This is a genomic window from Micromonospora sp. NPDC004336 (genome assembly GCF_053602615.1).
The window spans coordinates 1-25,044 of record NZ_JBSGDY010000059.1; the positions used below are offsets into that span (position 1 = coordinate 1).

A 25,044-nucleotide genomic window follows, 5' to 3' on the forward strand; every position below is an offset into this window, starting at 1 on the left:
TGTTCCGCGCCCGGGGGGGGGGGGGGGGGGCCCCGGGCGGGGCGCCCGCGCCCCCCCGGGACTGGTTCCCCGGGGGCAAACGGCCGGGGCCCCCCCCCCGGCACCCCGGGGGCGGGCGCCCACCGCGTCGCGGATCTCGGCGCCCTGGGCGCCCTCCTCGGCCCGGGCGCAGTGCGCGCAGCAGAAGAACCGGCCGGACACCTCCACCCCGTGGCCGACGATCTTGATCTGGCAGTGCTCGCAGATCGGCGCCAGCTTGTGCACCGCGCACTCGAAGCAGTCGAACGTGTGGACGTCGCCGCTGACGGTCCGCACCTCGAACGCCATCCAGTAGTCGTTACCGCAGACCTCGCAGGTTGCCACGACATAACCCCCCGGAACAGGACACGTTTCCCCCAGCCTGCGGCACGGGCGCGGCTGCGTCGGGCGGAACGGGCAACCGGGACCGACCCGGGCGGCGTGTCGCCCCCGGCGTGTCGGGCGTTGTACCCGGTGACCGCGCGACGCCCCGGAGGAACTCGACATGATCAAGCGGAACAAGCTCTTCGGCAACCAGACCCGGGTCACCTTCAGCCTGCCCCGCGACACCCCGCCCGGCGCCGTCAGCGTGGTCGGCTGCTTCAACGGGTGGGAGCCGGGACGGCACGAGCTGATGCCGCGCCGCGACGGCACCCGTACGGTCACGGTGCGACTCGGGCCGGGGGAGTACCGCTTCCGCTACCTCGCCAGCGGCGGCGTGTGGCTGGACGACGAGTCCGCCGACCGGGTGGACGAGCGGGGCAGCCTGCTGCTCCTGTGACGCCCGCTGCTCCCGCGCCGGCCGGGGCGCGACCGGCACTGGATTTATCGACAAGAGTCTTTACTGTTAACAAGGTTTAATTTATGTTGGGTGGCACCTCACCAGCCCCACCTGCAGAGGAGCTGCCACCATGCGCCGAAGAATCACGATTCCGCTCGTGGCGACGGGCGCCGTCGTCTCCGCCCTGGCCGTCGCGGCGCCCGCCCAGGCCCACGGCTACGTCTCCGGGCCGCCGAGCCGTCAGGCGCTCTGCGCCCAGGGCCGGGTCCCCGACTGCGGGCAGATCAAGTACGAGCCGCAGAGCGTGGAGGGCCCGAAGGGGCTGCGCAGCTGCCACGCCGGAATCTCCCACTTCGCCGTCCTGAACGACGACAGCCGCGGCTGGCCCGCCACCTCGGTGGGCTCCTCGGTGACCTTCACCTGGACCAATACCGCCCGGCACGCCACCAGCAACTGGGAGTACTTCATCGGCTCGACCCGCGTCGCGGTCTTCAACGGCGGCGGGCAGCAGCCGGGGGCCACGGTCTCGCACACCGTCAACCTGGGCGGCTGGTCGGGGCGGCAGAAGGTCCTGGCCGTGTGGAACATCGCCGACACCGCCAACGCCTTCTACTCCTGCGTCGACCTCCAGGTGGGCGGGGGCGGCGGCCCGTCGCCCACCCCGACCTCGACGCCGCCCGGCCCGTCGCCCACCCCGACCCCCACCGCCGCCCCGACCACCCCGCCCGCGCCGGGCGGCACGTGGGCGGCGGGCCAGGCGTACCAGGCCGGCGACCAGGTGACCTACGGCGGGGCGACGTACCGCTGCCGGCAGGCGCACACCGCCATCCCCGGCTGGGAGCCGCCCTACGTGCCGGCGCTCTGGACCCAGGTCTGACCGGACGGGTGCGGCCCGCCCGCCGGCGTCGGCCGCACCCGTCACCCCGCCGTGGATCGGAGTACGCCATGCGACGGCTGCGCACGGTCGCCCTGCTCGCCGCCCTGCTGCTGGTCCCCGCCTGCGCCGCGCCGACCGCACCCGCGTCGCCCGCCGCCGCGCCGTCGACGACGGCCGCGACCAGCGGGACCGCGATGAACGGACTGGACGTGGTCTTCCTGGCCACGCTGGCGGCGCACACCGAGCAGACGCTGGAGGTGGTGCGGCTCGGCCGGGACCGGGTGACCGACCGGAAGCTGCGCACCCTGGTCGCCGCCATCGCGGCCACCGAGACCGACGAGCTGGCCACGATGCGCGGCTGGCTGCGGGACGCCGGGCCGGCCGCCGCCGAGGCCGTCCGCCGGCACGACCACGGCGGGCACGGCATCGCACCCGAGGAGATGGCGCGCCTGCGGGCCGCCCGGGACGGGGAGGTCGACCGCGTCCTGCTCGACCTGCTGCGGCCGCACCAGGAGGCGGCGGCCGACCTGGCCCGGGCGCACCAGAAGGTCGGCGCCGATCCGCGGGTACGCGACTTCGCCGGCCGCGTCGAGCGGTCCCGCACGGCCCAGGTCGCCCTGATGGCCGACCTGACGGCGGACAGGCGGACCTGACCTCCGGCCGCCGGTGTTTGCGCCACGCCCCGGGTCGCCGGTGTTTCGCGCGGCGTCCCAGGTGCCGGTGCCGCTCCGCGTCCCGGGTGGCGGTGTCTCGCGCCGTGCCCCCGGCCGTCGCCGCGCACCGGGCGCGGCCGTCGCCGATCCGGGCGCGGCCGTCGCCGCACCGGGCGCGGGGCTCAGGCGTCGGCGCGCGGCTCCAGCCGGATGGAGACGGAGTTGACGCAGTGCCGGGTGTCCTTCGGGGTGAAGCCCTCGCCCCGGAACACGTGGCCGAGGTGGCTGTCGCAGCGCGCGCAGCGGATCTCTGTGCGGCTCATCCCGAGGCTGCGGTCCTCGATCTCCTTGACCGCCCCGGGGAGGGCGTCGTCGAAGCTGGGCCACCCGCAGTGCGAGTCGAACTTCGTGTCGCTCGGGAAGAGCTCCGCGCCGCAGGCCCGGCAGCGGTAGATCCCAGGCGTCTTCGTGTCGACGTACTCGCCCGTCCACGGGCGCTCGGTGCCGGCCTCCCGCAGCACCCGGAACTCCTCGGGGCTGAGCCGGACCCGCCACTCTTCCTCGGTGCGGGGCAGTTCGCTCTCGTCAAGACTCACCCGCCAACGGTACGTCGGACGTCGGGGGTGTGGCATATGGTCGCGCAATGGGTGGCACGAAGGCCGCGGCCGAAGAGATCGAGGTGGCCGGGCACACCGTACGACTGACCAGCCCGGAGCGGGTCATCTTCCCGCAGCGCGGCTTCACCAAGGCCGACGTCTTCCACTACTACGTGGCGGTGGGCGACGGCATCATGCGCGCCCTGCGCGACCGACCGACCACGTTGCAGCGCTTCCCCGAGGGCGTCGAGGGGGAGATGTTCTTCCAGAAGCGGGTGCCGACCCGGGGCGTGCCGCCGTGGGTGCGGACGGCCACCATCAGCTTCCCCAGCGGCCGCAGCGCGGCGGAGCTCTGCCCGGCCGACCTGGCCCACGTCGCCTGGGCCGCCCAGATGGGCACGATCGTGTTCCACCCGTGGCCGGTGCGCGCCGCCGACGTCGACCGCCCCGACGAGCTGCGCGTCGACCTCGACCCCCAGCCCGGCACCGACTTCGCCGACGCGGTCGCCGCCGCCGGGGAGCTGCGCGGGCTCCTCGACGAGCTGGGCGTCACCGGCTGGCCGAAGACCTCGGGCGGCCGCGGTGTCCACGTCTACCTGCGGATCGCGCCGCGCTGGACGTTCACCGAGGTGCGCCGGGCGACCATCGCGCTGGCCCGGGAGCTGGAACGGCGGCGGCCGGAGCTGGTCACCACCGCCTGGTGGAAGGAGGAGCGGGGCAGCCGCGTCTTCGTCGACTACAACCAGATGGCCCGCGACCGCACGATCGCCTGCGCATACTCGCTGCGGGCCAACGGTCGCGCCACCGTCTCCACCCCGGTCACCTGGGACGAGCTGCCCGACGTCGACCCCGACGACTTCGACCTGCGCACCGTCCCGGCCCGGCTGGCCGAGCGGGGCGATCCGCACGCCGGCATCGACGACGCCGCGTGGGACATCACCCCGCTGCTGGAGTGGGCCGACCGCGACGCCGCGGGCGGGCAGGGCGACATGCCGTACCCGCCGGACCACCCGAAGATGCCCGGCGAGCCGAAGCGGGTGCAGCCCTCCAAGGACCGCGAACGCCCCCGCTGAGCGGCCGGGGCGTTCCGGTCCCGCCCTGGGGCGTGGCGCCCGGTCGCGGGTCGCCGGGTCGCCCGCCGCGTCGCCGGGTCGCCCGCCGCGTCGCCGGGTCGCCCGCGGCGTCGGCGGGCCGGGTCGCCGCGCCGGGCGGCGGCAGACGGCGGTTCCGGAGGCGGGGACGACGCCCGGGGCAGGAGGACGCCGGCGTGGCCGTCACCGTCCGCCGGCGAGTGCCTCCACGGCCTCCTTGGCCGAGCGCAGGTCCGCGCCGGTGGCCTTCCGGTACGCCGCGATGGCCTTGATCTTGTCGCCCCGGGCCAGGTGGTCCCGGACCTCCGGCGGCACCGGCGACTGGTCCGCCACCCCCAGGTGGTCCATCACGAGCTGCAGCCGGCGCTCGATCTCGGTGAGCCGGTAGGCCGTGCGGGCCTGCTGGGCGGTGCCCGGCAGCTGCGCGGCGAGCAGCGCGACGACGCCGACCATGAGGGCGATGAGGGCGATCTCCATCCGACGATGGAAGCACAGCGCCGCCAGCCGCCCGCCCGCAGACCCGCGCCCGGCCGGCGGCACCGGCGGCCGTGCCCCGCACGCCGTCGGCGGCGGGTGCCGCACCGGCCGGCCCTGCCCCGCATGCCGTCGGCGGCGGGCGCGGTACCAACCGGCCCTGCCAAACCCGGGCGGCGGGAGCCGCGAGCCGCGAGGCCCGCCCGCCGCCAGCCGGATAACGATCATGTAACGGGCGCGAACCTTTCCCGGCCCGTGGCCGCTCTCCCTGATCGTCGGCCCGAGGGGCCCAGGGGAGGGCGTCGGATGAAGCTGGTGTGGAGGCGGGCCCGCGAGGCACGGGGACTGCTGCTCGCCGCGGTGGTCGCGGCCCTGGTGGCGGTCGCGTTGGTCACCGGGCTCTCCGACTACAACCGCCGGGCGGTGGAGGCCGGCCAGCGTGCCCTGCTCACCGGGGCGTCCCTGGAGGAGCGCAGCCTGCTGGTGACCGGTGCGGCCGGCCGGGACGCGGCCGAGTTCGCCACCCGGGACCGGGCGCTCCGCGACGGCTTCGCCGCGGGTCTCGGCGGCGCGCCGGTCACCGTCGACGCCGGCCGGTACGGCGACGGCCGTGAGCTGACCGGCGACCTGGGCTCGGTCGTCCGCGAGGGCGACGACCCGATCTTCGCCAGCCTCGCCACCCTCGACGACCTGCCCCGCCACGCCGAGCTGACCAGCGGCGCCTGGCCCGCCCCCGGGGCCACCCCGGTGCAGGTGACGCTGCCGGAGAAGGTCGCCGCCGCGCTCGGCATGACCGCCGGCGACCGGGTGCCGATGCTGGACCGCAGGTCCGACCGGGCCAGCGAGGTGGTGCTCGCCGGGACGTGGCGCCCGCGCGACCCGACCGACCCGTACTGGCGGCTGGCCCCGGGGGTGGGCGCCGGCGGCACGGCGGACCCCGGCACCTCGTACGGGCCGTTCGTGCTGGACCCGGCCGACTTCGTGGCGACCTACCCGGGCGGGGTGTCGGCGTCCTGGGTGGTCGAGCCGGACCTCGCCGCGGCGGCCCGCGCCGGTCGGCTGCTCGACGTGCGGCAGGCGCTGGCCGCCGCGTCCGCCGAGGTGCCCGAGGCGGCCGGCCTGGGCACCTCCGCCCAGCTCGTCACCGCGATCGACGGGCTGCTGGACCGGGGCGCCCGGGCAGACCTGGTCGGCCGCTCCGCACTGACCACGCCGCTGCTGTTGATCGTGGTCCTCGGCGGGTACGCGCTGGTGCTGGTCGCCGCGCTGCTGCACGAGGACCGGCGGGCCCAGACCGCCCTGCTGCGGGCCCGGGGCGCGGCGCGGCGGCAACTGGCCGGCCTCGCCGCCCGGGAGGCGACGCTCGTCGTCCTGCCGGCCGCCGTGCTGGGGCCGCTGGTCGCCGACGAGGCGCTGCGACGCGTGGGCGCCGCCGGGCCGGCCGGGCTCGCGCTCGTCCCCGGCGACACCACCCTGGTCTGGGCGGCGGCCGCCGCCACCGCCGTCGGCTGTCTGGTCGCGATGGTCGCCCCCACGCTGCGCGGGACCGGCACGTACGTCGCCGACATGGCGGCCCGGTCCCGTCCCACCCGGGCCGCCACCGTGCAACGGGCCAGCCTCGACCTGGTGCTCGTCGGGTTCGCGGTGCTGGCCTGGGTGCAGCTGCGCCAGTACTCCTCGCCGCTCACCGGAGCCGGCGGACGCCTCGGCGTCGACCCGCTGCTCGTCGCCGCGCCGACGCTGGGCGTGCTGGCCGGCGCGGTCGTGGCGCTGCGGCTGCTGCCGCCCGCGACCCGGTTCGCCGAGCGGTTCGTCGACCGTCGGCCGTGGACGGCGACCATGTTCGGCATGTGGCAGGCGGGCCGTCGCCCGCACGCCGGCCCGGTGCTGCTGCTCGCGCTCGCCGTCGGCGGCAGCACCCTCGCCTGGTCGCTGGTGACCACGGGCGAACGTTCCCAGGCCGACCAGGCCGACCACGGGGTCGGCGCCGACCTGCGGGTGGTCGAGCGCACCGGCGTCGCGCCCGACGGCCGGGCCGGCCAGCTCGGCGCGCTGCCCGGGGTCGACCGGGCGCTGCCCGCGTGGCGGGACGAGATCCGCGTCGGCCGCGCCGACCTGCCGACCACCGTGGTGAGCCTCGACCCGGTGGGAGCGAAGGACGTGCTGCGGCTCAACGAGCGGCTCGCCGGCGAGCCGGTGCCGGCCCTGCTGGACCGGCTGATCCGGGCGCGCGCCGCGCCGGTCGGCGTCGACCTGCCCGCCGGCACCCGCGCGCTGACCGGCACGCTGCGCACGCCCGTACGCGAGGCCATCGGGCCGCACCAGGTCGCCGTGTGGGTGCTGCTGACCCGCGCGGACGGGCTGACCTTCCGCCTCCCGGTGGGCAGCGGCGGCAGCGACGGCCGGCCGGTGCCGTTCACCGTCGCCCTGCCCGAGGTCGACGGCGTCGTGCGGCTGTCCGGGTTCGAGGCCGACGCCGGGGACGCGTTCGGGCGCGCGTACGGCCTGCAGGTGGCCGACCTGCGACTGGTCGGCGCCGACGGCGCGGCCCGGCCGGCGTCGCTCGCCGGCGAGTGGGTGACCATCGGCGGCGAGGAACCCCCGACCCCCGCGAAGGCCACCGCCACCGGCCTGAGCGGCGAGCGGGAGGTCGACTTCCGCGCGGGCGGCCGGTTCGCGTTCCAGCCGTCCTCCCGCCTCGTCGTGGTGCCCGCCGGCGAGAACCGGCCGGTGCCCGCGCTGATGACCCCGGGGGTGCGCGACGCGCTGAGCCTGAAGATCGGCGACACGGTCACCGTCGCGCTGTCCGGCGCGACGGTGCCGGTGACCCTGGTCGGCGAGGTGGACGCGGTGCCGTCCACGGCCGGCGAGGGCGTGCTGCTGGACCTCCCGGCGGCCACGGACTGGCTGATCCGGGACCGCGGCGGGGTGCGCCCGGTGTCGGAGTGGTGGCTCGGGACGGACGCGGGCGGGCACGACGCGGCCGTACGCGCGGCGACCGAGCTGCCCGGCGTCACGCTGCTGGACCGGCGGGCGACGGCGGAGCGGGCGGCGGCCGACCCGTACTGGCAGGGCGCCCGGACCGGCCTGTTCGCCGCGGCGCTCGGGTCGGTGCTGCTGGCCCTGGTCGGGCTGGTCGTCGACGTCTGGGCCACCGCCCGGCACCGGCTGGGGGAGTTCGCCGTGCTGCACACGCTCGGCGCCAGCCCTCGGCTGCTGGCCCGGGCCCTGCTGGCCGAGCAGACCTTCCTGGCCGGGATCGGCGTCGGCGTCGGGCTGCTGCTGGGCGCGGCGGTGGGCGCCACCATGGCGCCGCTGGTCATCCTCACGCCGTCCGGTGGCCGGCCGGTGCCCGAGGCGGCCTTCGTGCTGCCCTGGACGCCGATCGGGCTGACCGCGCTCGGCCTGCTGCTGGCGGCCCTCGCCTTCAGCGCGTTCATCGCCCTCGGCATCCGGCAGCGGGTGGCCGTGGCGCAGTTGCGGATCGGGGGAGACCGGTGACCGGGCGGCAGGCAGGCAGCTCCACGAGGGAGGCGGGAACGTGGTGAGCATCGGCGCGGTCGCCCGGCGGGTTCGGGCGTACGGCGGGCAGTTCCTGCTCCTCGCGGCGCTGACCCTGATCGTCACGCTGCTGGTCAGCGGGATGCCCCGGGTCGTCAACCACCTCGCCGAGCAGGGGCTGCGCGAGCACCTGACCGGCCAGCCGGTCGCCCGGCGGGACCTGACCTACACCAGCCCGCCGCTGGTGCCCGTTCCCGACGGCCGCTCCCTGACGCAGGCGCGGCAAGGGGAGCTGGACGCGTTGCAGGCGGCCATGCCACCCCGCGTCCGGGAGGCGGTCGAACGGCGCTGGTTCGTCGCCGAGGAGTACGCCCCGCGCCGGCTGACCGGCCCCGACCTGGCGGCGAAGAACCTCCTGGTCGACCTCGGCCTGCGTGCCGCCCCCGGGGTCGGCGATGCCGGCCGGCTCGTCGAGGGGAACTGGCCCGACGACACCTGGGAGCCCGGCCAGCCGGTGCCGGTGGCGCTGAGCGCGCAGGTCGCCAGGCGCTTCAACGTGCGGGCCGGCAGCCGGCTGGTGCTCCGCCCGCCCGGCGCGGACGGCCCGCAGGTGGTCACCCCCGTGGTCGTGGCCGGCGTGTACGAGCCCGTCGACCCCGCCGACGGGATCTGGGCCGGACTGCCGTCGTTGCTGGAGGTCGTCGAGCCGCCCGGTGACGCCCAGCCGTTCGTCGGCGTCGGGGTGACCACGCCCGCCGTGCTGGACGCCATGGCCGCCGCCGGGCTGCCGCTGCGGTTCACCTGGCGCTACCGGATGGCCGCCGACGGCATCGGCATCCTGGACCTGACCGAGACGATCGACAGCCTCCAGCGGATGTCCCGGGAGGCCCCCGCCGACCGCGCCCTCGTCCAGGGCTTCGACATCCCGCTACGGGAGTTCGCCGCCGCCGTGGCCGCCGCCCGTACCGTCCTCGCCGTCATCGCGGCCGGCGCCCTGGCCACCCTGGCCGGCCTGATGGCACTGGCCGCCCTGCTGTCGGTGCGGCGACGGCGCGACGAGTACGTCCTGCTCCGCGCCCGTGGCGGCGCGGCCACGGCGGGCGCCCGGCGCAGCCTGGCCGAGTCGGCGCTGGCGATCCTGCCGGCGGCCCTCCTGGGCTGGCTGCTCGGCACGCTGCTGCCGGGGCCGGCCGGGAACACCACGCCGCTGCTCGTCGCGGCGGTCGTGCTGGCCGTCCTGGTCCTGCCGGTGACCACCCTGCTCGCCGCGCCGGCCGGCGCGGTGGCCCGCCGGGACCTGATCCGCCTCCGCCCGTCCGCCCGCCGGCTCACCGTGGAGATGTTCCTGCTCCTGCTGGCCGCGCTGGCGGTGTTCCTGCTGCGGCGGCGCGGCCTGACCCTCGGCGAGATCGATCCGCTGCTGGTGTCGGTGCCGGTGCTGCTCGCGGCGGCGGCGGCGGTGCTGGCGCTGCGGGCGTACCCGTGGCCGCTGCGCCTGGTGAGCCGGCTCGCCGCCCGTACCCGCGGCAGCGTCGCGTTCCTCGGCACCGCGCGGGCCGGGCGCTCGGCGGCGGCCACCCCGCTGGTCGTGGTGGTGCTGGCCGTGGCGACCGCGGCGTTCTGCGCGGTGGTCGCCGCCGGCATCGAGTCCAGCCGGGACCGGGTCGCCACCCGGACCGTGCCGGGCGACGCGCTGATCAGCGGCGACCGGCTCGCCCCGGACACCGGCGCCCACCTGGAGCGGCTGCCCGGGGTGCGGGCCGCGGCGCCGCTGCTGGAGGAGCCGGCGCAGCAGGTGGCGGTGGACCGGCTCGGCACCGCGGCCCGGATGGCCTCGGCGCGCGTGCTGGTGGTCGACGGTCCCGCGTTGGAGCGGCTCGTCCGGTCGGCGGGCGTCGACGTGGCGGTGCCCGAGGCGCTGCTCGCCCCGGCCGGCGGGACCGGCCCGCTGCCCGCGGTGGTCTCCCCGGCGGTCGCCGCGGACCTGACCGAGGCGGGACTCGACGGCTCGGCCTTCGTCACCGTGCAGGGCCAGCGGTACGAGTTCCGGGTCGCCGACCGGGCGGCGAGCTTCCCGCTGGTGCGGCCGGACAGCGACCGGTTCGTCGTCCTGCCCGCGCAGGCGCTCCCGGCCCGCGCGGCCGACCCGGTGCCGACCGGCTTCCTGGTGGCCGGCGACGACCTCGACGTCGACGCGCTGCGCCGGGTCGGCGACGAGGGCCAGTCCCGGTACCAGAGCGGCGGCGCGGTGACCGGCGGCGAGCGGCCGCGCGGCGTCGACGTGCTCACCTGGGCGGAGACCCGCCGCCGGCTGGGCGACGGCGGCGCGAACGGGGTGCTCGCCTTCGGCTTCGTCGCCGGCGCGGCCGGCGGCACGGTGCTCGGCCTGCTCGCGATCGCCTTCACGGTGCTGGCCGGCGCCCGGGCGCGCGGCCAGGTCCTGTCCCGGCTGCGCACCCTCGGCCTGTCCCGCCGGCAGTGGCGGGGGCTGCTGCTGGTGGAGCTGGCCCCGCTGGTGGGCGTGTCGGTGCTCACCGGCGCGCTGGTCGGGGCGGTGCTGCCGCTGCTGCTCACCCCGGTGCTCGGCCTGTCCGCCTTCACCGGCGGCGGCGAGGTCCGGGTGTCGTTCGAGCCCGGCCTGGTGGCCGCGGTCGTCGCGCTCGGGGCGGTCGCCCTCGGCTTCGCGGTCGCCGTCGAGGCCCTGAACAACCGCCGGATGCGCCTCGGCGAGGTGCTCCGGCTCGGAGAGGAGAGCTGACATGACCGCAACCGCGGAGACCACGGCGGCGCCCGACCTGGCCGCCCTGCAACAGCGGGCCGCCCAGCGCGCGGCGGAGCGGGCCGGCGGCCGGGACCGGCTGCGCGGCCACATCGTCTGCGACGGCCTGGTCCGGATCTTCAAGACCGAGGGGGTGGAGGTGGTCGCCCTGCAGGGGCTCGACCTGGTCATCGACCGGGGCGAGCTGGTGGCGATCGTGGGAGCCTCCGGCTCCGGCAAGTCGACCCTGCTCAACATCCTCTCCGGGCTCGACACCCCCACCGCCGGCATCGCCCGGGTCGGGGACTACGACCTGCTCAACCTCTCCGCCCGGCGACGGCTGAGCTACCGGCGCGACATGGTCGGGTTCGTCTGGCAGCAGACCGGCCGCAACCTGCTGCCGTACCTGACCGCGCGGGAGAACGTCGAGTTGCCGATGCGGCTGGCCGGCCGGCGGGGTGGGCGGCGGGCCCACCGCGAGCGGGCCCGCGAGCTGCTCGACATGGTCGGCGTGGGCTACTGCGCCGACCGGCGACCGGGGCAGCTCAGCGGCGGCGAGCAGCAGCGCTGCGCGGTGGCGGTCGCGGTGGCCAACGATCCCGAGGTGCTCTTCGCCGACGAGCCGACCGGCGAGCTCGACGAGGCGACCGGCGCCGAGGTGTTCGGGGCGCTGCGCACCATCAACGCCGAGCTGGGCGTCACCGTCGTGGTGGTCACCCACGACCACGCCGTGGCCGGCCAGGTCCGCCGGACCGTCGCGATCCGCGACGGCCGGACCGCCTCCGAGGTACGTCGGACCGCGCGGATCGCCGCGGACGGCAGCACCGATCTGGTCAGCGAGGAGTACGCGGTGCTGGACCGCACCGGCCGGATGCAGCTGCCGGCCGCCTTCGTCGACGCGCTGTCGCTGCGGGACCGGGTCCGGCTCAACCTGGAGCCGGACCACGTGGAGGTCCGGCCGGGCGACCACCCCCGGGACGAGGAGGCCACGCGGTGAGCGGGCCTGGAACGCAGGTCGGTCGGGAGCGCCTCGCGCTCCGGGAAGCGAGTCGGTACCACGCGGCCGAGTCGGTCGGCCGCGCCGAGCACAGCGGGGCGGGATCATGAGCGAGCGGGACGTGGTGACGGACGGGCGACCCGGCGGGACGGGGACGGCAGCCACCGTCACCGACGAGGTGGTCCGGGTCGAGGGGGTCAGCCGCACGTTCGGCCGCGGCGAGCACGCGGTGCACGCCGTGCGGGACGTGTCGTTCTCGGCCGGGCGGGGCGAACTGGTCGCCGTGCGGGGCCGGTCCGGGGCGGGCAAGACCACCCTGCTGAACATGGTCGGCGGGCTGGACCGGCCCGACGCGGGCCGGATCGTGGTGGCCGGGCACGACGTGTCCGGCGTCGGCGAGCGGGAGCTGCTGGAGCTGCGGCGCGGCACCGTCGGCTTCGTGTTCCAGACCTTCGGGCTGGTGCCGATCCTCTCCGCCGCCGAGAACGTGGGCGTGCCGCTGCGGCTGGCGCGCGTGCCGGCGGCCGAGCGGGAGGAGCGGGTGGCGGTGCTGCTGGAACTGGTCGGCCTCGGCGCGCACGCCGCGCAGCGGCCGTACGAGCTCTCGGGCGGTCAGCAGCAGCGGGTGGCGGTGGCGCGGGCCCTGGTCAACGAGCCGGACCTGCTGATCGCCGACGAGCCGACCGGCCAGCTCGACTCGGAGACCGGACGGTCGATCATGGACCTGCTCCGGGCGGTGGTGCACGCGCGCGGGATGACCGCGCTGGTCGCCACCCACGACCCGGCTCTGATCGACCTCGCCGACCGCGTCCTCACCCTCCGCGACGGCCGCCTGGTCGACGGCTGACCGGGCCGGGTCCGGCCGCTTCGGCCGGCGGCTGACCGGGGGCGGGGCGGGTCCGCCCGTGCGGTGCGGGCCCGCCCCGGCCGTCGGGGTACAGCGGCGACCGGCCGGGTTTCGCGGGCCCGCCTCGGCGTCCGGGATGGCGGGGGCGACCGGGCCGGGCGTCGGGCGGGGGCGCTCAGTTCCGGCAGCGCCGCCGGTGGTAGGCCACGGTGAGCGCGAGCAGCAGCGGACCCCAGAGCAGCAGCGGGGCGTAACAGGCCACCAACAGCGCCATCCCGCCGGAGGAGAACTCCATCTCGTCGCCGTGCAGGAGGACACCGGCCGCGGCGTACCCCCAGATCAGGACGAGCGCGACGCCGCCGGCGGTGGCCGCGGCCTCGGCGAACGACGGCGGCACGCGCCGCCCGCCGACCAGCGGCAGCCAGCGCGGGAACACCTCGCCCCACGGCCGGACCAGCCCGAGCGAGAGCAGCGCCAGCGCCTCCTGGACCACGGACAGCGACAGGATGTACGCGGCCTCCCCGCCGCCCACCCGGACCGGCTCGCCGCCGACGAACGCGCCGATCGGCACCCCGAGCACCAGCGCGACCCGCCACAGCCCCGACGGGAGGGTGACCAGGGGGATCAGGTGCGCGGTACGCACGGCCCACCGCGGCGCCGGCCGGCCGTCCCGGGCGCGATCCGGCGGGGTGGGGGCGACAGCGGTCGCGATGCTCATGGTGGACTCCGTTCCTCGGCGGCTGCTGCTCCAGCCTCGCCGGCCGAGGACGGCCCGACGCCCCACCGGTGGGTGAACCGGCTCCCCTGCACGGGGGAGCGCCGGTCTCGGACCCACCGTGCGGTCGTGCCCGGGATCAGAGGACGAGCTTCATGCCCTCGTGGCTGGGGGTGAAGCCGAGGCCGACGTAGAAGCGCTGCGCGTCGGGTCGGGACTTGTCCGTGGTGAGCTGCACCAGGGCGCAGCCCCGCTGCTTCGCCTGGTCAACGGCCCAGACCATCATCTGCCGGCCGAGCCCCTGCCCGCGCAGGTCCGAGCGGACCCGCACCGACTCGACGAGCTGCCGCTCGGCGCCGTGCCGGCTGAGGCCGGGAATGTACGTGAGCTGCATGCAGCCGACCAGTTCGCCGCCGGCGTCGGCCACGACGAACTGGTTGCGCGGATCGGCGGAGATGTCGGCGAACGCCTTCTCGTACGCGGCGTCGACCTCGGTGAAGTCCCGGGACCTGCCGAGCACGTCGTCGGCGAGCAGGGCGAGCACTGCGGGAAGGTCGGCCCGGACGGCCTCGCGGAAGATCACTTCGCTCATGCCGCCAGCGTGACACAGTGGCGTGGAGCGATGCGCGGGCGGCGCTTGCCGGCGGGGGGCAGCATGGTGCCTCATGGACGTCCTGCTGCTGCCGTTCCGGTGGGTCTATCGGGGCCTGGTCTGGTTCGCCAACTCGCCCCGGACCCTGATCGTCTCCTACCTGCTGATGATCGTGGTGGCCGGCGTCATCTACGGCGAGGTCGAGAACCGCAGCCCGGCGGACGCCGTCTGGTGGGCGGTGGTGACCGCGTCCACCGTCGGGTACGGCGACATCTCGCCGGTCAGCTGGCAGGGCCGCACCCTCGCCGCCCTGCTCATCTCGACCATGGTGCTGCTGGTCATCCCCCTGATCACCGCGCACTTCGCCAGCCAGTTGATCGTCGACGACGACGCCTTCGAGCACGAGGAGCAGGAACAGCTCAAGGCCGACGTCCGCCGCATGCGGGCGCTGCTGGAGGAGATCGCCCTCCGGCAGGGCATCGAACTGCCCGACCTGCCGCCCGAGCGGCCGGTCAGCGGGCCGGGCAGCGCAGGCCCTCCCGGGGAACGGTCAGGTCGATCAGGTAGGCGTCGACGGCCTTGGTGATGCAGGAGGTCTGCGGGTAGGCGGTGTGCCCCTCGCCCTCCCAGGTGAGCACCCGGCCCACGCCGAGCATCTCGGCCAGCTCGCCCGTCTGCTCGTAGGGGGTCGCCGGGTCGCCGGTGGTGCCCACCACCAGGATCGGCGGCGCCCCGTCGGCCCGGCCCGTCGGGTAGGGGTCGCGCCCGCCCGGCCACTCCGTGCAGGAGAGCATGCCGACGGCCAGGGCCGGACCGAACAGCGGGTACTTCGTGCGCCACTGCGACTGGAGCCGGCGGATCTCGTCCCGGCTCGGCTTCTGCTCCTCGTCGGCGCAGTTGACGGCGAGGTTGGCGTCGAAGAGATTCGAGTAGCGCCCGTCGGATTCCCGGTCGGCGTACGCGTCGGCGAGGCGGAACACGTCCGCCGGGTCGCCGCCCTCCAGCTTGTCGATGGCGCCGGCCAGCTCCTGCCACCCCTGCTCCGTGTAGAGCGAGGAGATGATCGCGTAGAAGACCCAGCCGGCGGTGGCCTCCCGGCCGTCGTCCCCGCGCACGGGGGACACCCGGGCCTTGTCGATGGCCGACGTGACCGCGGCCCGCGCGTCCGGGGCGATCGGGCAGCGGCCGGCGTTCGCGGCGCACCACCGGGTGAAGTTGCCGAAGGCCCGCTCGAAGCCCTTGGCCTGGCTCTCCGAACCGGCGATCAGATTCTGCTTCGGGTCGATCGCGCCGTCGAGCACCAGCGCCCGGACCCGCTGCGGGTAGAGCTGCGCGTAGGTTGCGCCGAGCAGGGTGCCGTAGGAGTAGCCGAGGTAGGTCAGCTTGTCGTCGCCGACGGCCGCGCGGACCGCGTCCATGTCCCGGGCGGCCTGCTCGGTGCCGTAGAGCGGCAACTGGTCGCCGTAGCGGTCGCCGCAGCCGCGCCCGATCCGCCGGCTCAGCTCGACGAACCCGTCGAAGGACTGCTGGCTGCGCGGATCGGGGTCGTAGCCGAAGTTGGCGTCCAGGTCGGCGTCGGAGATGCACTCCACCGGGCTGGACCGCGACACCCCGCGCGGATCGAAGCCGACGATGTCGAACCGGTCGGTGATCGAGGTGGGCAGGCCGCCGAACGCCGCACCGAAGGAGAGGTAGACCGCGGTGTCCACCCCGGAGCCGCCGGGCCCGCCCGGGTTGACCACCAGCGAGCCGATCCGCTCGCGTTGCGCGTTCGACCGCGCCCGCAGCAGCGCGATCTCGAAGGTCTGCCCGGCGCCCGGACCGGCGGCGGCCCCGCCGCCCGTGCCCCAGTTGCGCGGCACCTTGATCCGGGCGCACTCGTAGCGCATGTTCGGCGCGCCCCGGCCGACCAGGTCCTCGGCCACCTCCGGACAGGCCCGCCAGGTCGGCGCGGTGCCCGGCGCGGCGGCCTCGCCCTCGGCCTCCGTCCGTGGTGCGAACGCCGGAAGGGTGCAGCCGGCGACGAGCAGCGCGACGGCGGCCAGGCCGGCCAGGGTGAGCCGGAACCGGCGGATCCGGGCGGAAGTGCGGGTCACGAGCGGGCCTCCGTGGTCGGGTCGACGGCCAGGCTACGCCGGGCCGGCGGCGGGCTCCGCCGGCACCGTCGGATCACCGCGGAGCACCTGGTCAACGTCGAACCGGACCGGGCGATCGAGCTGGTCGTAGCGGCAGGAGCGGGGCTCGCGGTCGGGCCGCCAGCGGACGAACCGGGCGGTGTGCCGGAAGCGGTCGCCCTCCATCGCGTCGTAGCCCACCTCGACCACCAGCTCGGGGCGCAGCGGCTCCCACTCCAGGTTGCGGGTGCCGGTCCAGCGGCTGACCCCGCCGGGCAGGCGCTGGCCGCGCTCGTGGTCGCCGTGCACCCACGGATGGTCGGCGCCCACGTCGCGGTAGGGCTCCAGCTCCTCCAGCAGCTCCGCGCGCCGCGCCATCGTGAACGAGGCGCTCACCCCGACGTGGTGCAGGACGCCCTCGTCGTCGTAGAGCCCGAGCAGGAGCGAGCCGACCACCGGACCCGACTTGTGCCACCGGAACCCGGCGACCACCACGTCGGCCGTGCGCGCGTGCTTGACCTTGAACATCAGTCGCTTGCCGGGCTCGTAGGGCAGGTCGGCCGGCTTGGCGATCAGGCCGTCCAGGCCGGCGCCCTCGAAGACGTCGAACCAGCGGTGTGCGGTGTCGACGTCGGTGGTGACCTGGGTGACGTGCACCGGTGGGCGCACCCCGGCCAGGGCCGCCTCCAGCCGGGCCCGGCGCTCCGGGTAGGGCCGGTCGAGCATCGCCTCGTCGTCGAGGACGAGCAGGTCGAAGGCGACGAAGTCGGCCGGCGTGGTCTCGGCCAGCAGCCGCACCCGGGACGCGGCCGGATGCACCCGCTGGGCCAGCAGCTCGAAGTCGAGCCGGGGCTGCCCGCCCGGGCCGTCGCGCCGGATCACGATCAACTCGCCGTCGACCGCGCACCGCTCGGGAAGCTGGCGGCGCGCCTGCTCGACCACCTCGGGGAAATAGCGGGTCATCGACTTCCCGCCCCGGCTGGACAGCTCCACCTCGTCGCCGTCGCGGAACACGATGCACCGGAAGCCGTCCCACTTCGGCTCGTAGGTCATCCCGGACGCGGTGGGGATCCGCGGGACGCTCTTGGCCAGCATCGGCTCGACCGGTGGATTGATCGGCAGCATCACGGCGACCAGTCAACCAGAGGACACCGACAGTCGTGAGGCAGATCACGGTCGGTTGTCGGACGCCCTGTCCGCCCGCGAGCCGCTCGTGCCCCGCCGGGCGAATCAGAAAACCGCAGGTCAGAGCTACTTTCGCGGGGTGTCGGAGTGGGTCTGCGGGTGCTGCGGTCGGTGGCGGGTCAGCGTCGAGCTGATCCGGGGCCGGCACCGCTACCGGCTGGTGCGCCGCTACCCGGCCCGGTTCGGCGGGGGCAAGGACGTGGTCGGCGAGGTCGGGTCGGTGACGGAACTGGAGGAACTGCTGCGCCGGCGTACCCCGCTCGGACTGGCCGACCTCCACGAGGCCGCCTGACCCGACGGCGCCGGACCGGAGACCGGCCGGTGGATGCCGCGGTCACGATCCGTCGGGCAGCGTCGTCACCATGGTGGCGGCGCGCGGGGTGCCGCCACGGGGAGGGTGCGCTGATGCGGTTCGAGGCAGGTACGGAGGTGGCCGCCGAGGCCGGACGCGTCTGGGCGGTGCTGGCCGACGTCGAGCGGTGGCCGGAGTGGACGCCCTCGGTACGTCGCGCCCGGCGGGGTGAGGCGGGGCCGCTGGCGGTCGGCGCCACCGCCCGGCTGGAACAGCCGAAGCTGCGGCCGGCCGTGTGGCGGGTCACCGAGCTGACCGACGGCGTCTCCTTCTCCTGGGTCTCGCGCAACCCCGGGGTGCGCACGCTGGGCGAGCACCGCGTCCTGCCGCTGGCCGCCGGGCGTACCCGGGTCGAGCTGGTCCTCGCGCAGTCCGGGCCGCTGGCCGGGCTCGTCGGCTGGCTCTACGGCGACCTGATGCGCCGCTACCTGTGGATGGAGGCCGACGGGCTCAGGCGTCGCTGTGAGCGGGACTGACCACGGCCTTCTCCAGCAGGGCGAGCCGGACGCCGTTCGGATCCGGCCGGTGCCCGACCACCCGGTAGCCGTGCCGGTGGTACAGGCGCAGGTTCTGCTCGCTGTCGGCGCCGGTGAAGAGCGCGAAGCGGCGCAGCCGGCCGACGCCGGAGGCCGCCGGGGTGGACTCTCCCGCCAGGCAGGCCGCCTCGACCGCCGACAGCAGCCGCCCGCCGACGCCCCGCCCCTGCTGGTCGGGGGCGACCGAGAGCCGGCCCACGTGCGCGGTGTCGCCGTCGACGTGTGCCCGCACGGAACCGACCAGCCGGTGGCCGAGCCGGGCGGTGAGCACCGTCGCGGGCCCCGCGAGCACGGCCCGCACCTCGTCCAGGGTCTCGGTCAGCGGCGGCAGGAACGGGTCGGCGTAGCGCTGGGCCTCGACGAGGTAAGCGGCGCGCTGCACGGTGAGGATCTCGCCGGCGTCGGTCACGTCGGCAGGAGCGATGAACGGCTCGATGATCACGCCGACAGCCAACCACAGCCGGCTCCCGCACACCCACCACGCCCACCTCCCTCCGCCTCCTGGCAGGGCCTGCTGGTCCCGCCTTCTGCCTGGTTTCCTGCCTCGTCCCCTGCCTCGTCTCCTGCTTGGGGCGCCTGGTCTGGTCGCCTGGTCTCGCCTCCTGCCTGGGCCGCCTGGTCTGGTCGCCTGGTGCTTTCCGGCCTGGCCGCCAGGCCGGTCTCGCCCGGGTTGCCTGGAGCTAATCTCCCGGCCTCGTTGCAGGGAGATGCGGACAACTTCCCGGAAATAGTGGTCTCCGTGGATCGCGGAGGCCACTATTTCCGGGAAGTAGTGAGCTGCTGCCCGGCGTCGACGCTGCCTGCCGGCGGCAACGCGCCTGCCTGACGTCCCTGCGGCCTTGAGCCGGCGGGCGGGTCGGGCTGAGCGAGTGACTTTCGGTATCGACGCCGCCGGTATCGACGCTGCCGTCGTCCGGCGCCATCGTCGCCGGCGTCCCGAGTCGACGTGTGGCAGCCTGGCCGGGCCGCCAGGGTGTGCCGGGTCGCGGTCGCGCGCCGACAGTCGAGGCGACCGGCGGGCGCCTCGCAGACGCCGGCCGTACGCTGGCGTGGTCCGTCGAACCTGGGGGTGCGCGCCGTGCCGGCACTGACCTATCCGCACGTGGGTGCCACCCGCGCCGGGGAGTTGCCGCCGGGCTGGCGGCACGTGCGGCATCGGGTGCGGCTGCCCGACTCCTGCTTCACCGTCGCCGGGGCGGCGGTGCTCGGCTGGCGCCTGCACCGGGCGGCCGGCATCCGGATGGACACCGAGGCCGACCGCGCCGCGCCCGGGGTGCGGGTGGTCTCCCGGCTGGGCGTCGGGCCGGTGCGGCTGGCCGCGCCCTGCGAGGTGGTCTGGGCCGTCGACGACGACCGGCGGGCCGGTTTCGGGTACGGCACGTTGACCGGGCACCCGGCCAGCGGCGAGGAGGCCTTCGTGGTCAGCCGTGACGACGCGGGCCGCGTCTGGTTCGAGGTGGTCGCGTTCAGCCGGCCCGCCGGCTGGACGATGCGCGCGGCGGGGCCCGCCGGCCGGGCTTTCCAGCACGCGTACGCCTGGTGGCTCGGCCGCACCCTGCGCCGCCTCTGCGCCCGCCCCTGAGTCGGAGGGCGGAAGGCGCGTCGCCGCCGGGCGGGGGAGTTCGGCGGGCAGTGGGGAGCGGGGCGGTCAGAACCTCGCGAAGGAGCGGATGGGCATCCGGGGGCCGTACTTCGGGGCCTGGACGCCCCCGGCCTCGAGCAGCACGCAGACCCGTCCCCGGTGCCCCCGGAACGGCTCCAGCAGCGCCAGCATCCGCGCGTCGTCGCCGCGTGGTTCGCCCGCCAGGGCCCAGGCGACGGTGTTGGGTACGTGGAAGTCGCCGACGCTGACCGCGTCCGGGTCCCCGTACGCGATCCGCACCACCTCGGCGGCGGTCCACGGCCCGATGCCGGCGACGGCGGTGAGCCGGCGGGTGGCCTCGGCGGAGTCCGCGCAGCGCTCGAGCCGGTCCGCGACGGCGGCGGCGCGCCGCAGCGTGTCGGCGCGGCGCTGTTCCACGCCGAACGGGTGGAACACCCAGTACGGGGTGGCGGCCACCGCCGCCGGCTCGGGCGGCAGCAGCAGCGGCTGCATGGGTCCGGGCGCCGCCTCGGCGAAGTGGCGCACGGTCGCCGCGTACGCCCGGTATGCCTCCTTGCCGGTCACCTTCTGCTCGAAGACCGCGCGGAGCAGCCGGGGGAAGACCTGTCCGGTGGCCGGCATCCGCAGGCCGCGGTGCCGCGCCGCCAGCCGGGCCACCACGGGGTGACCGGCGGCGAGTTCGGCGAACCCGGTGAGGTCGTCGCGCAGCCCGGCGATCGCGTCCGCCCGCTCCACCACCCAGTCGGCGCCCGGCCCGAAGCCCTCGGCCAGCAGGCCGTCACCGGCCGGTCGCAGCGCGAGGGTGGCCGGCCCGTCGGGGGTGCGGGTGGCCCACCAGAAGGTGCCCGCCGCGATCCGCGCGCACGGGTCGTACGGACTGAAGGTCAGGGCCCGGACCGACGCGGCCAGCCGGTACCCGGTCGGCGGGCGCAGCTCCCGACGCGCGGCGGGTTCGGTACCGGTCACCGCGCACATGCTGCCACGTCCCGCCGCCGTGACCGACGGGCACCGCCGCCGCGCGGGGCGCCGGCGGCCGGCCGCGTCCCTTGCTACGGCGACCGGCCACCGGGTCCGGTGGGGTCAGTACGAGTAGCCGGAGCCGCCCTGCTCGGCCTTGTCGTCCGCGGGCGGGGCGACCGGCCTGGGGGTGCCGGTCGGCAGGCAGCTCAGGTTCTTCCTGCCGTCCGGGGCGACCACGAACCAGGTGCCGCCGACGCCCTGGCCCTTCCACTGGCCGGGCTTCTTGTCGCCGACGTAGCGGTAGAGCGGCCAGCCGTCGAGGGTGAGCTGGCGGGTGCCGTCCTGCCGGGTGACGGTGCCGACGTCGTCGTCGGAGACGCCGTTGAGTTCCGGGCTGCCGTCGGTCAGCGCCGGCGGCCACACCTGGGCGCACTTGTCGACGCAGTTCGACGTCGGCGGGTTCTTGGTGTCCTTGTCGAAGCGGTAGAGGATCCAGCCGTCCTGGTCGGTGACCACGCTGCCCATCCGGGCCACCTTCCTGCCGTTGAGTTGCTCGGTGAGTTCGACGTCGGCCGGGGGCGGCGCGTCGGCCGCCGGGGCCTCGGGGGACGCCGAGGTGCCGGGTTCGGCCGCGGCCACGGCGACCGGCTGGGCCGCGTTCGGGTTCGCCCCGTCGTAGCCCGCGGGAGCGCAGGCCGTTAGTGCGACCATCGCGCTCGCGACGATGACGGTCCGCTTCAGCTGTGCCACGTGCCCTCCTCATTCTCGCCAGTACGCCGGGTAATACGGAGCGGCAACTGTCAAGGTTGAATGCGGAGTCGTGGATGATTTCACAGGAAATGGTTGAACCGGTCCGGCGCGAAATCCGTTTCCCCGTGTGGACGACGATTTCCTGGAAACGCACGGCCCGTCGACGCCAGCCATTGTCGTGGGCGGCGCCGACGGGCGCGGGACACCGTGTCGTGGCGCGACGTCGATCGGGCGGTGCGGGCTACATCGGCACGGTGACCAGCGGGCTCGCCACCCCGGAGGCGTCCACCGACTGCACCTGGAACTGCTTGATCTCGGTCTTCCGGGTGGACGTGGTGGCCGACAGGGTCAGGGACTCGGAGTTCGCGTTGGTGCCGTAGCCGTCGGTGGGCACCGACCAGGTGGAGATCACCTCGCTGGTGTTGTTCTTCCGCACCACCACGAGGCGGCAGGCCCGCGGCCCGGGCAGCTTCGCCAGGGTGAAGTTCACGCTCGTGCCGAACTGCTTCGAGGCGACGAAGAAGGTGGCCCGCACCCCGGTCGTCTGGTCGGTCACGTTGGTCTGCTCGCCCTCCGCCGCGACGGGGCCGCCCAGGTTCGGGTCGTTCGGATCCCGGGAGCTGGCCACGGTCGGCGGGTCGACCGGTGCCGTGCGGGTCGGCTCGGCCACCACCTCCGGCGCGCTGTCGCGGGCGACGGCGGCGAACCCGAGCCCGGTCAGCCCGCCGACGACCACCACCGCGGCGGCCGTGGCGAGCACCTGCCGCAGCCGGGCGCGCCGCCGGTGGGTGCGTACCGCGACCAGCGTCCGGTCCAGCAGGGCCGGGTCGGTCTGCGCCTGCTCCACCGCGGCCATCGTCTCGCCGTCGATGTCGGAGAGCATGCCGACGACCGGCACCATCGTCTCCAGCTCGGCCGCGCACGCCCAGCAGGTGGCGAGGTGCTCCTCGAACCGCGCCGTGTCGTGCTCGGCCAGCACGCCCAGCGCGTACGCGGCGACGTCCATGTGGTCCGCCCGGCTCATTCCGTCACCCCCCGTTCCTGCAGAGCCGTGCGCAGCGCGCGCAGCGCGTAGTAGACCCGCGACTTGGCGGTGCCGAGCGGAAGGCCCAGCTCGTCGGCCGCCTCGGGCACCGTCCGACCCCGGAAGTACGTCGCCACCAGGATCTCCCGGTGCGACTGGCTCAGCGTACGCAGCGCGTCCGCCACGGTCATGGTGCGCAGCACCCGGTCGGTGCTGTCCGCCTCGGCAAACGCCGTCAGGTCCCGGTCGTACGTCTCCGCGGGTCGGGCCTTCTCGCTGCGGTGCTCGTCGATGGCGATCCGCCGGGCCACCGTGACCAGCCAGGGCCGCAGCGAACCCTGTCCCTGCGCGCCCAGCCGGTGCGCGTTGCGCCACGCCCGCAGCAGGGTCTCCTGCACGATGTCCTCGGCGCGCTGCCGGTCGCCGCCGGTGAGCCGCATGACGAACGCCAGCAGCGGCCCGGCGTGCTCGGCGTAGAGCAGCCGGATCAACCGGTCCGAGTGGCCGGCCTCGGCCGACGGCGCCTGGTGGCGTCCGGGGGCGGGGCGCGGCGTCACCGGCCCATTCTGGCGAGGCGCCGGACAGGCGTCGACCCCGCGGGCCGACGCGCCCGGGCGGGACTGGGACCGCGCGGACATCCAGTCCGGCCGCACCCTGTCGCCGGGCCAACCGGCCGCCACCGCATGCATGCAGACCTCCGGGTGTCCGATGACATCGGCCGTCCCCCTCGGGCACGGCCGCCCGGTGGTACGCGGCGCCCCCGCGAACGGATCAACGGCGGACGGAAAAAATTCCGGGCGGCGGCGGGGTCGAATCGGTCGCGTCGGCGTCGCGGATCACCGGAGCGCCGCCGGCGAACCGGTCGAGCTCCTCGCCGGCCAGCACCCGGCCGGGGAACCAGTCCCCGGCGGCGCGCCGGGTCAGCTGCGGCACCGGCGGTTCGACCCGGCCCGCCATCAGCACCAGGTTGCCGTAGCGCCGCCCCCGCAGCACCGCCGCGTCGGCGACCAGGCAGGCCCGGGGCAGCACCGAGCGGACCGTGGCGACCTGCGCCCGCGCGTAGCGCAGCGGCGGGCCGTCCGCCACGTTCGCCAGGCAGAAGCCGCCGGGACGCAGCACCCGGGCCACCTCGGCGGCGTACTCCACCGAGGTGAGGTGGGCCGGGGTGCGCGCGCCGGCGAACACGTCGGTGACCACCACGTCGTAGCCGGCGTCCCGGCTGGCGGCGAGCACCTCGCGGGCGTCGGCCACCCGCACCCTCAGCCGGAAGTCCGCCGGCCAGGGCAGCTCCCGCCGGACCAGCTCCACCAGCGCGCCGTCCACCTCGACGACCCGCTGACCGGAGCCGGGCCGGGTGGCCGCCACGTAGCGGGGCAGGGTGAGCGCGCCGCCGCCCAGGTGCAGCACCCGCAGCGGCGCGCCGGCCGGGGCCAGCAGGTCGATCGCGGCGGCGAGCCGCCGGACGTACTCGAACTCCAGGTGGGTCGGGTCGGCCAGGTCCACGTGCGACTGCGGGGCGCCGTCCAGCAGCAGGGTCCACGACCCCGGCCGGTCCGGATCCGGCACCAGCTCCGCCTGGCCGGTGTCCACCCGCGCGGCCACCGTGTCGGCGGCCCGCCGGCGCCCCATCAGCGCCGGGCCCGGGCGGCGGCGGTGAGCACCCGGTGCAGCAGCCGGGCATCCCCGAGCAGGGCCCGCAGCCGGCGTTCCAGGCCCGCGATCGGGATGAGGTTCTGCGGGGCCCGCGGGTCCTTGTAGGGGGTGGAGGCGAACCGGGGCAGCGTCACCAGCGACAGGTCGGCCAGCTCCACCGCCTCGTCGACGGTCAGCTCGGCGGAGCACTCCATCCGCACGATGCCCGCCCACGGCGCGCCGAGCGCCACCGGCAGCCGCAGATACCACGACCAGCCGCCCCACGCCGTGCCGAGCTTGAACACCGGTGAGCGCTCGCCGGCCGCCAGCCCGGTGACCACCGCCGTCAGCCGGGCGTCCAGGTATTGGCTGTGCTGCGTCTTGATGTAGCCCAGGGTGCGGGGCAGCTGCCGGCGGTTGCGCAGCGGGCCGTCGACCACCAGCAGGTCGCCGTCCGTGCGGGCGGCCCCGGAGACCTCCACCTCCAGCGCGGTCAGCGGCCCCTGCACGGCGGCGGGGAGCTTGTTCAGCTCGCCCGTGCCGCTGACCCGGTGCACCGGGTAGCGGACGCTGCCCGCGACCACGTCGACCGCCGACGGGCTGGCGGTGAACAGGCCCCGGCCGACCTTCGCCCCGGCGAGCCGAGCCGCGCCGCGCTCCAGGTCGCACCGGACCACGCCGGCGGCGTACGACGCGGCCAGGCCGGGGAAGGAGGCGCCGTCCTCCTCGGCCGTCCACACGCTCGCGTCGATCCGGCGCACCCCGTCGACCAGCAGCACCACGTCGGGGGCGCGGACCCCGGGGCGGGGCCCGATGGCCCGCCAGTCCACCGCCGGCAGCTCGGCGTCCGCGTCGACCTGGGCGCTGCTCGGCGCGGCGGGACCGCCGCCGCCCGCCGCCTCGAACGAGGCCCCGTACGCCGGGTCCCACGCGTCGACGAAGAACCGGGGATCGGTCACCGGAGGGGTCCTCCCGTCGCGGACGCCGG

25 protein-coding genes and 1 pseudogene are annotated in these 25,044 nt (G+C 76.0%); 12 read left to right on the plus strand and 14 right to left on the minus strand.

All coding sequences use genetic code 11. The features are described from left to right. Positions 1 to 108 precede the first annotated feature (108 nt). A pseudogene (locus ACWENR_RS15045) lies at positions 109 to 363 on the minus strand (Prokaryotic metallothionein); the annotation flags it as partial. 160 nt (positions 364 to 523) lie between these two features. Here ACWENR_RS15045 and ACWENR_RS15050 point away from each other — a divergent pair. From ACWENR_RS15050 to ACWENR_RS15060, 3 genes are all read left to right on the plus strand, one after another. Continuing rightward, positions 524 to 799: an isoamylase early set domain-containing protein gene (locus ACWENR_RS15050; RefSeq protein ID WP_452277569.1), complete on the plus strand. Its 276-nt coding sequence runs from the start codon at positions 524 to 526 to the stop codon at positions 797 to 799. Positions 800 to 929: 130 nt separating this feature from the next. Next, complete coding sequence (locus tag ACWENR_RS15055; RefSeq protein ID WP_452277570.1) at positions 930 to 1,676, plus strand: lytic polysaccharide monooxygenase; 747 nt, start codon at positions 930 to 932, stop codon at positions 1,674 to 1,676. 68 nt (positions 1,677 to 1,744) lie between these two features. After that, entirely contained in the window at positions 1,745 to 2,329 is a 585-nt protein-coding gene (locus ACWENR_RS15060; RefSeq protein ID WP_452277571.1) for a DUF305 domain-containing protein, read from the plus strand. 182 nt (positions 2,330 to 2,511) lie between these two features. Here the strand turns inward: ACWENR_RS15060 and msrB are convergent, their stop codons facing one another. After that, positions 2,512 to 2,925 (minus strand): peptide-methionine (R)-S-oxide reductase MsrB, encoded by a 414-nt coding sequence (gene msrB, locus ACWENR_RS15065; protein ID WP_452277572.1) that lies wholly within the window; start codon positions 2,923 to 2,925, stop codon positions 2,512 to 2,514. A gap of 47 nt (positions 2,926 to 2,972) precedes the next feature. On the opposite strand from msrB, the gene ligD reads away from it, so the two are divergent. Beyond that, entirely contained in the window at positions 2,973 to 3,998 is a 1,026-nt protein-coding gene (ligD, locus tag ACWENR_RS15070) for a non-homologous end-joining DNA ligase (protein WP_452277573.1), read from the plus strand. 201 nt (positions 3,999 to 4,199) lie between these two features. Here the strand turns inward: ligD and ACWENR_RS15075 are convergent, their stop codons facing one another. Further along, a complete protein-coding gene (locus ACWENR_RS15075; protein ID WP_452277574.1) occupies positions 4,200 to 4,493 on the minus strand; it encodes a DUF6793 family protein in 294 nt (97 codons plus the stop codon). Positions 4,494 to 4,796: 303 nt separating this feature from the next. Here ACWENR_RS15075 and ACWENR_RS15080 point away from each other — a divergent pair, with 303 nt between their 5' ends. The 4 genes from ACWENR_RS15080 to ACWENR_RS15095 all read left to right on the plus strand — a co-directional run bounded on the left by ACWENR_RS15080 (position 4,797) and on the right by ACWENR_RS15095 (position 12,593). Beyond that, positions 4,797 to 7,991, plus strand: coding sequence for an FtsX-like permease family protein (locus tag ACWENR_RS15080; protein WP_452277575.1), 3,195 nt, complete (start codon positions 4,797 to 4,799; stop codon positions 7,989 to 7,991). A gap of 40 nt (positions 7,992 to 8,031) precedes the next feature. Beyond that, a complete protein-coding gene (locus tag ACWENR_RS15085) occupies positions 8,032 to 10,749 on the plus strand; it encodes an FtsX-like permease family protein (protein ID WP_452277576.1) in 2,718 nt (905 codons plus the stop codon). 1 nt (position 10,750) lies between these two features. Continuing rightward, positions 10,751 to 11,746: an ABC transporter ATP-binding protein gene (locus ACWENR_RS15090; RefSeq protein ID WP_452277577.1), complete on the plus strand. Its 996-nt coding sequence runs from the start codon at positions 10,751 to 10,753 to the stop codon at positions 11,744 to 11,746. A gap of 106 nt (positions 11,747 to 11,852) precedes the next feature. Continuing rightward, positions 11,853 to 12,593 carry an ABC transporter ATP-binding protein gene (locus tag ACWENR_RS15095; RefSeq protein WP_452277578.1) on the plus strand — a complete coding sequence of 247 codons (741 nt, stop codon included), beginning with the start codon at positions 11,853 to 11,855 and terminating at the stop codon, positions 12,591 to 12,593. A 175-nt stretch (positions 12,594 to 12,768) separates the two neighbouring features. Here the strand turns inward: ACWENR_RS15095 and ACWENR_RS15100 are convergent, their stop codons facing one another. After that, positions 12,769 to 13,311: a hypothetical protein gene (locus ACWENR_RS15100; RefSeq protein ID WP_452277579.1), complete on the minus strand. Its 543-nt coding sequence runs from the start codon at positions 13,309 to 13,311 to the stop codon at positions 12,769 to 12,771. A 136-nt stretch (positions 13,312 to 13,447) separates the two neighbouring features. Next, positions 13,448 to 13,900, minus strand: a complete 453-nt coding sequence (locus ACWENR_RS15105) for an N-acetyltransferase family protein (protein ID WP_452277580.1) — start codon at positions 13,898 to 13,900, stop codon at positions 13,448 to 13,450. Between the two features lie 73 nt (positions 13,901 to 13,973). Here ACWENR_RS15105 and ACWENR_RS15110 point away from each other — a divergent pair, with 73 nt between their 5' ends. Next, entirely contained in the window at positions 13,974 to 14,486 is a 513-nt protein-coding gene (locus tag ACWENR_RS15110) for a potassium channel family protein (protein WP_452277581.1), read from the plus strand. Here ACWENR_RS15110 and ACWENR_RS15115 read toward each other — a convergent pair. Continuing rightward, positions 14,413 to 15,996, minus strand: coding sequence for an alpha/beta hydrolase (locus ACWENR_RS15115; RefSeq protein ID WP_452277582.1), 1,584 nt, complete (start codon positions 15,994 to 15,996; stop codon positions 14,413 to 14,415). The two genes, ACWENR_RS15110 and ACWENR_RS15115, sit on opposite strands and share 74 nt — an antisense overlap. A gap of 33 nt (positions 15,997 to 16,029) precedes the next feature. Beyond that, on the minus strand, positions 16,030 to 17,142 hold the full coding sequence (locus ACWENR_RS15120; protein ID WP_452277583.1) for an ATP-dependent DNA ligase: 1,113 nt from the start codon (positions 17,140 to 17,142) through the stop codon (positions 16,030 to 16,032). Positions 17,143 to 17,278: 136 nt separating this feature from the next. Here ACWENR_RS15120 and ACWENR_RS15125 point away from each other — a divergent pair, with 136 nt between their 5' ends. Both ACWENR_RS15125 and ACWENR_RS15130 read left to right on the plus strand, forming a co-directional pair. Then, the gene (locus ACWENR_RS15125; RefSeq protein ID WP_452277584.1) at positions 17,279 to 17,491 is read left to right on the plus strand and encodes a hypothetical protein; all 213 of its coding nucleotides are present in this window, start codon (positions 17,279 to 17,281) and stop codon (positions 17,489 to 17,491) included. Between the two features lie 113 nt (positions 17,492 to 17,604). Beyond that, positions 17,605 to 18,027 (plus strand): SRPBCC family protein, encoded by a 423-nt coding sequence (locus ACWENR_RS15130; protein ID WP_452277585.1) that lies wholly within the window; start codon positions 17,605 to 17,607, stop codon positions 18,025 to 18,027. Here the strand turns inward: ACWENR_RS15130 and ACWENR_RS15135 are convergent. Further along, complete coding sequence (locus tag ACWENR_RS15135; RefSeq protein ID WP_452277586.1) at positions 18,002 to 18,529, minus strand: GNAT family N-acetyltransferase; 528 nt, start codon at positions 18,527 to 18,529, stop codon at positions 18,002 to 18,004. The genes ACWENR_RS15130 and ACWENR_RS15135 overlap by 26 nt on opposite strands. Positions 18,530 to 19,165: 636 nt before the next feature. On the opposite strand from ACWENR_RS15135, the gene ACWENR_RS15140 reads away from it, so the two are divergent. Further along, positions 19,166 to 19,669 carry a DUF1990 family protein gene (locus ACWENR_RS15140; RefSeq protein WP_452277587.1) on the plus strand — a complete coding sequence of 168 codons (504 nt, stop codon included), beginning with the start codon at positions 19,166 to 19,168 and terminating at the stop codon, positions 19,667 to 19,669. Between the two features lie 66 nt (positions 19,670 to 19,735). Here ACWENR_RS15140 and ACWENR_RS15145 read toward each other — a convergent pair whose 3' ends face one another. The 6 genes from ACWENR_RS15145 to ACWENR_RS15170 all read right to left on the minus strand — a co-directional run bounded on the left by ACWENR_RS15145 (position 19,736) and on the right by ACWENR_RS15170 (position 25,015). Continuing rightward, positions 19,736 to 20,656, minus strand: coding sequence for a DNA-3-methyladenine glycosylase family protein (locus ACWENR_RS15145; RefSeq protein WP_452277588.1), 921 nt, complete (start codon positions 20,654 to 20,656; stop codon positions 19,736 to 19,738). A gap of 114 nt (positions 20,657 to 20,770) precedes the next feature. Next, the gene (locus tag ACWENR_RS15150; protein ID WP_452277589.1) at positions 20,771 to 21,400 is read right to left on the minus strand and encodes a COG4315 family predicted lipoprotein; all 630 of its coding nucleotides are present in this window, start codon (positions 21,398 to 21,400) and stop codon (positions 20,771 to 20,773) included. Between the two features lie 241 nt (positions 21,401 to 21,641). After that, positions 21,642 to 22,424, minus strand: a complete 783-nt coding sequence (locus ACWENR_RS15155) for an anti-sigma factor family protein (protein WP_452277590.1) — start codon at positions 22,422 to 22,424, stop codon at positions 21,642 to 21,644. Next, positions 22,421 to 23,113, minus strand: a complete 693-nt coding sequence (locus ACWENR_RS15160) for a sigma-70 family RNA polymerase sigma factor (RefSeq protein WP_452277591.1) — start codon at positions 23,111 to 23,113, stop codon at positions 22,421 to 22,423. Before ACWENR_RS15160 ends, ACWENR_RS15155 begins: the two co-directional genes overlap by 4 nt. An 82-nt stretch (positions 23,114 to 23,195) precedes the next feature. Further along, a complete protein-coding gene (locus ACWENR_RS15165; RefSeq protein ID WP_452277592.1) occupies positions 23,196 to 24,053 on the minus strand; it encodes a spermidine synthase in 858 nt (285 codons plus the stop codon). Next, positions 24,053 to 25,015 (minus strand): hypothetical protein, encoded by a 963-nt coding sequence (locus ACWENR_RS15170; RefSeq protein ID WP_452277593.1) that lies wholly within the window; start codon positions 25,013 to 25,015, stop codon positions 24,053 to 24,055. The genes ACWENR_RS15165 and ACWENR_RS15170 overlap by 1 nt, the downstream gene beginning before the upstream one ends. Positions 25,016 to 25,044 lie beyond the last annotated feature (29 nt).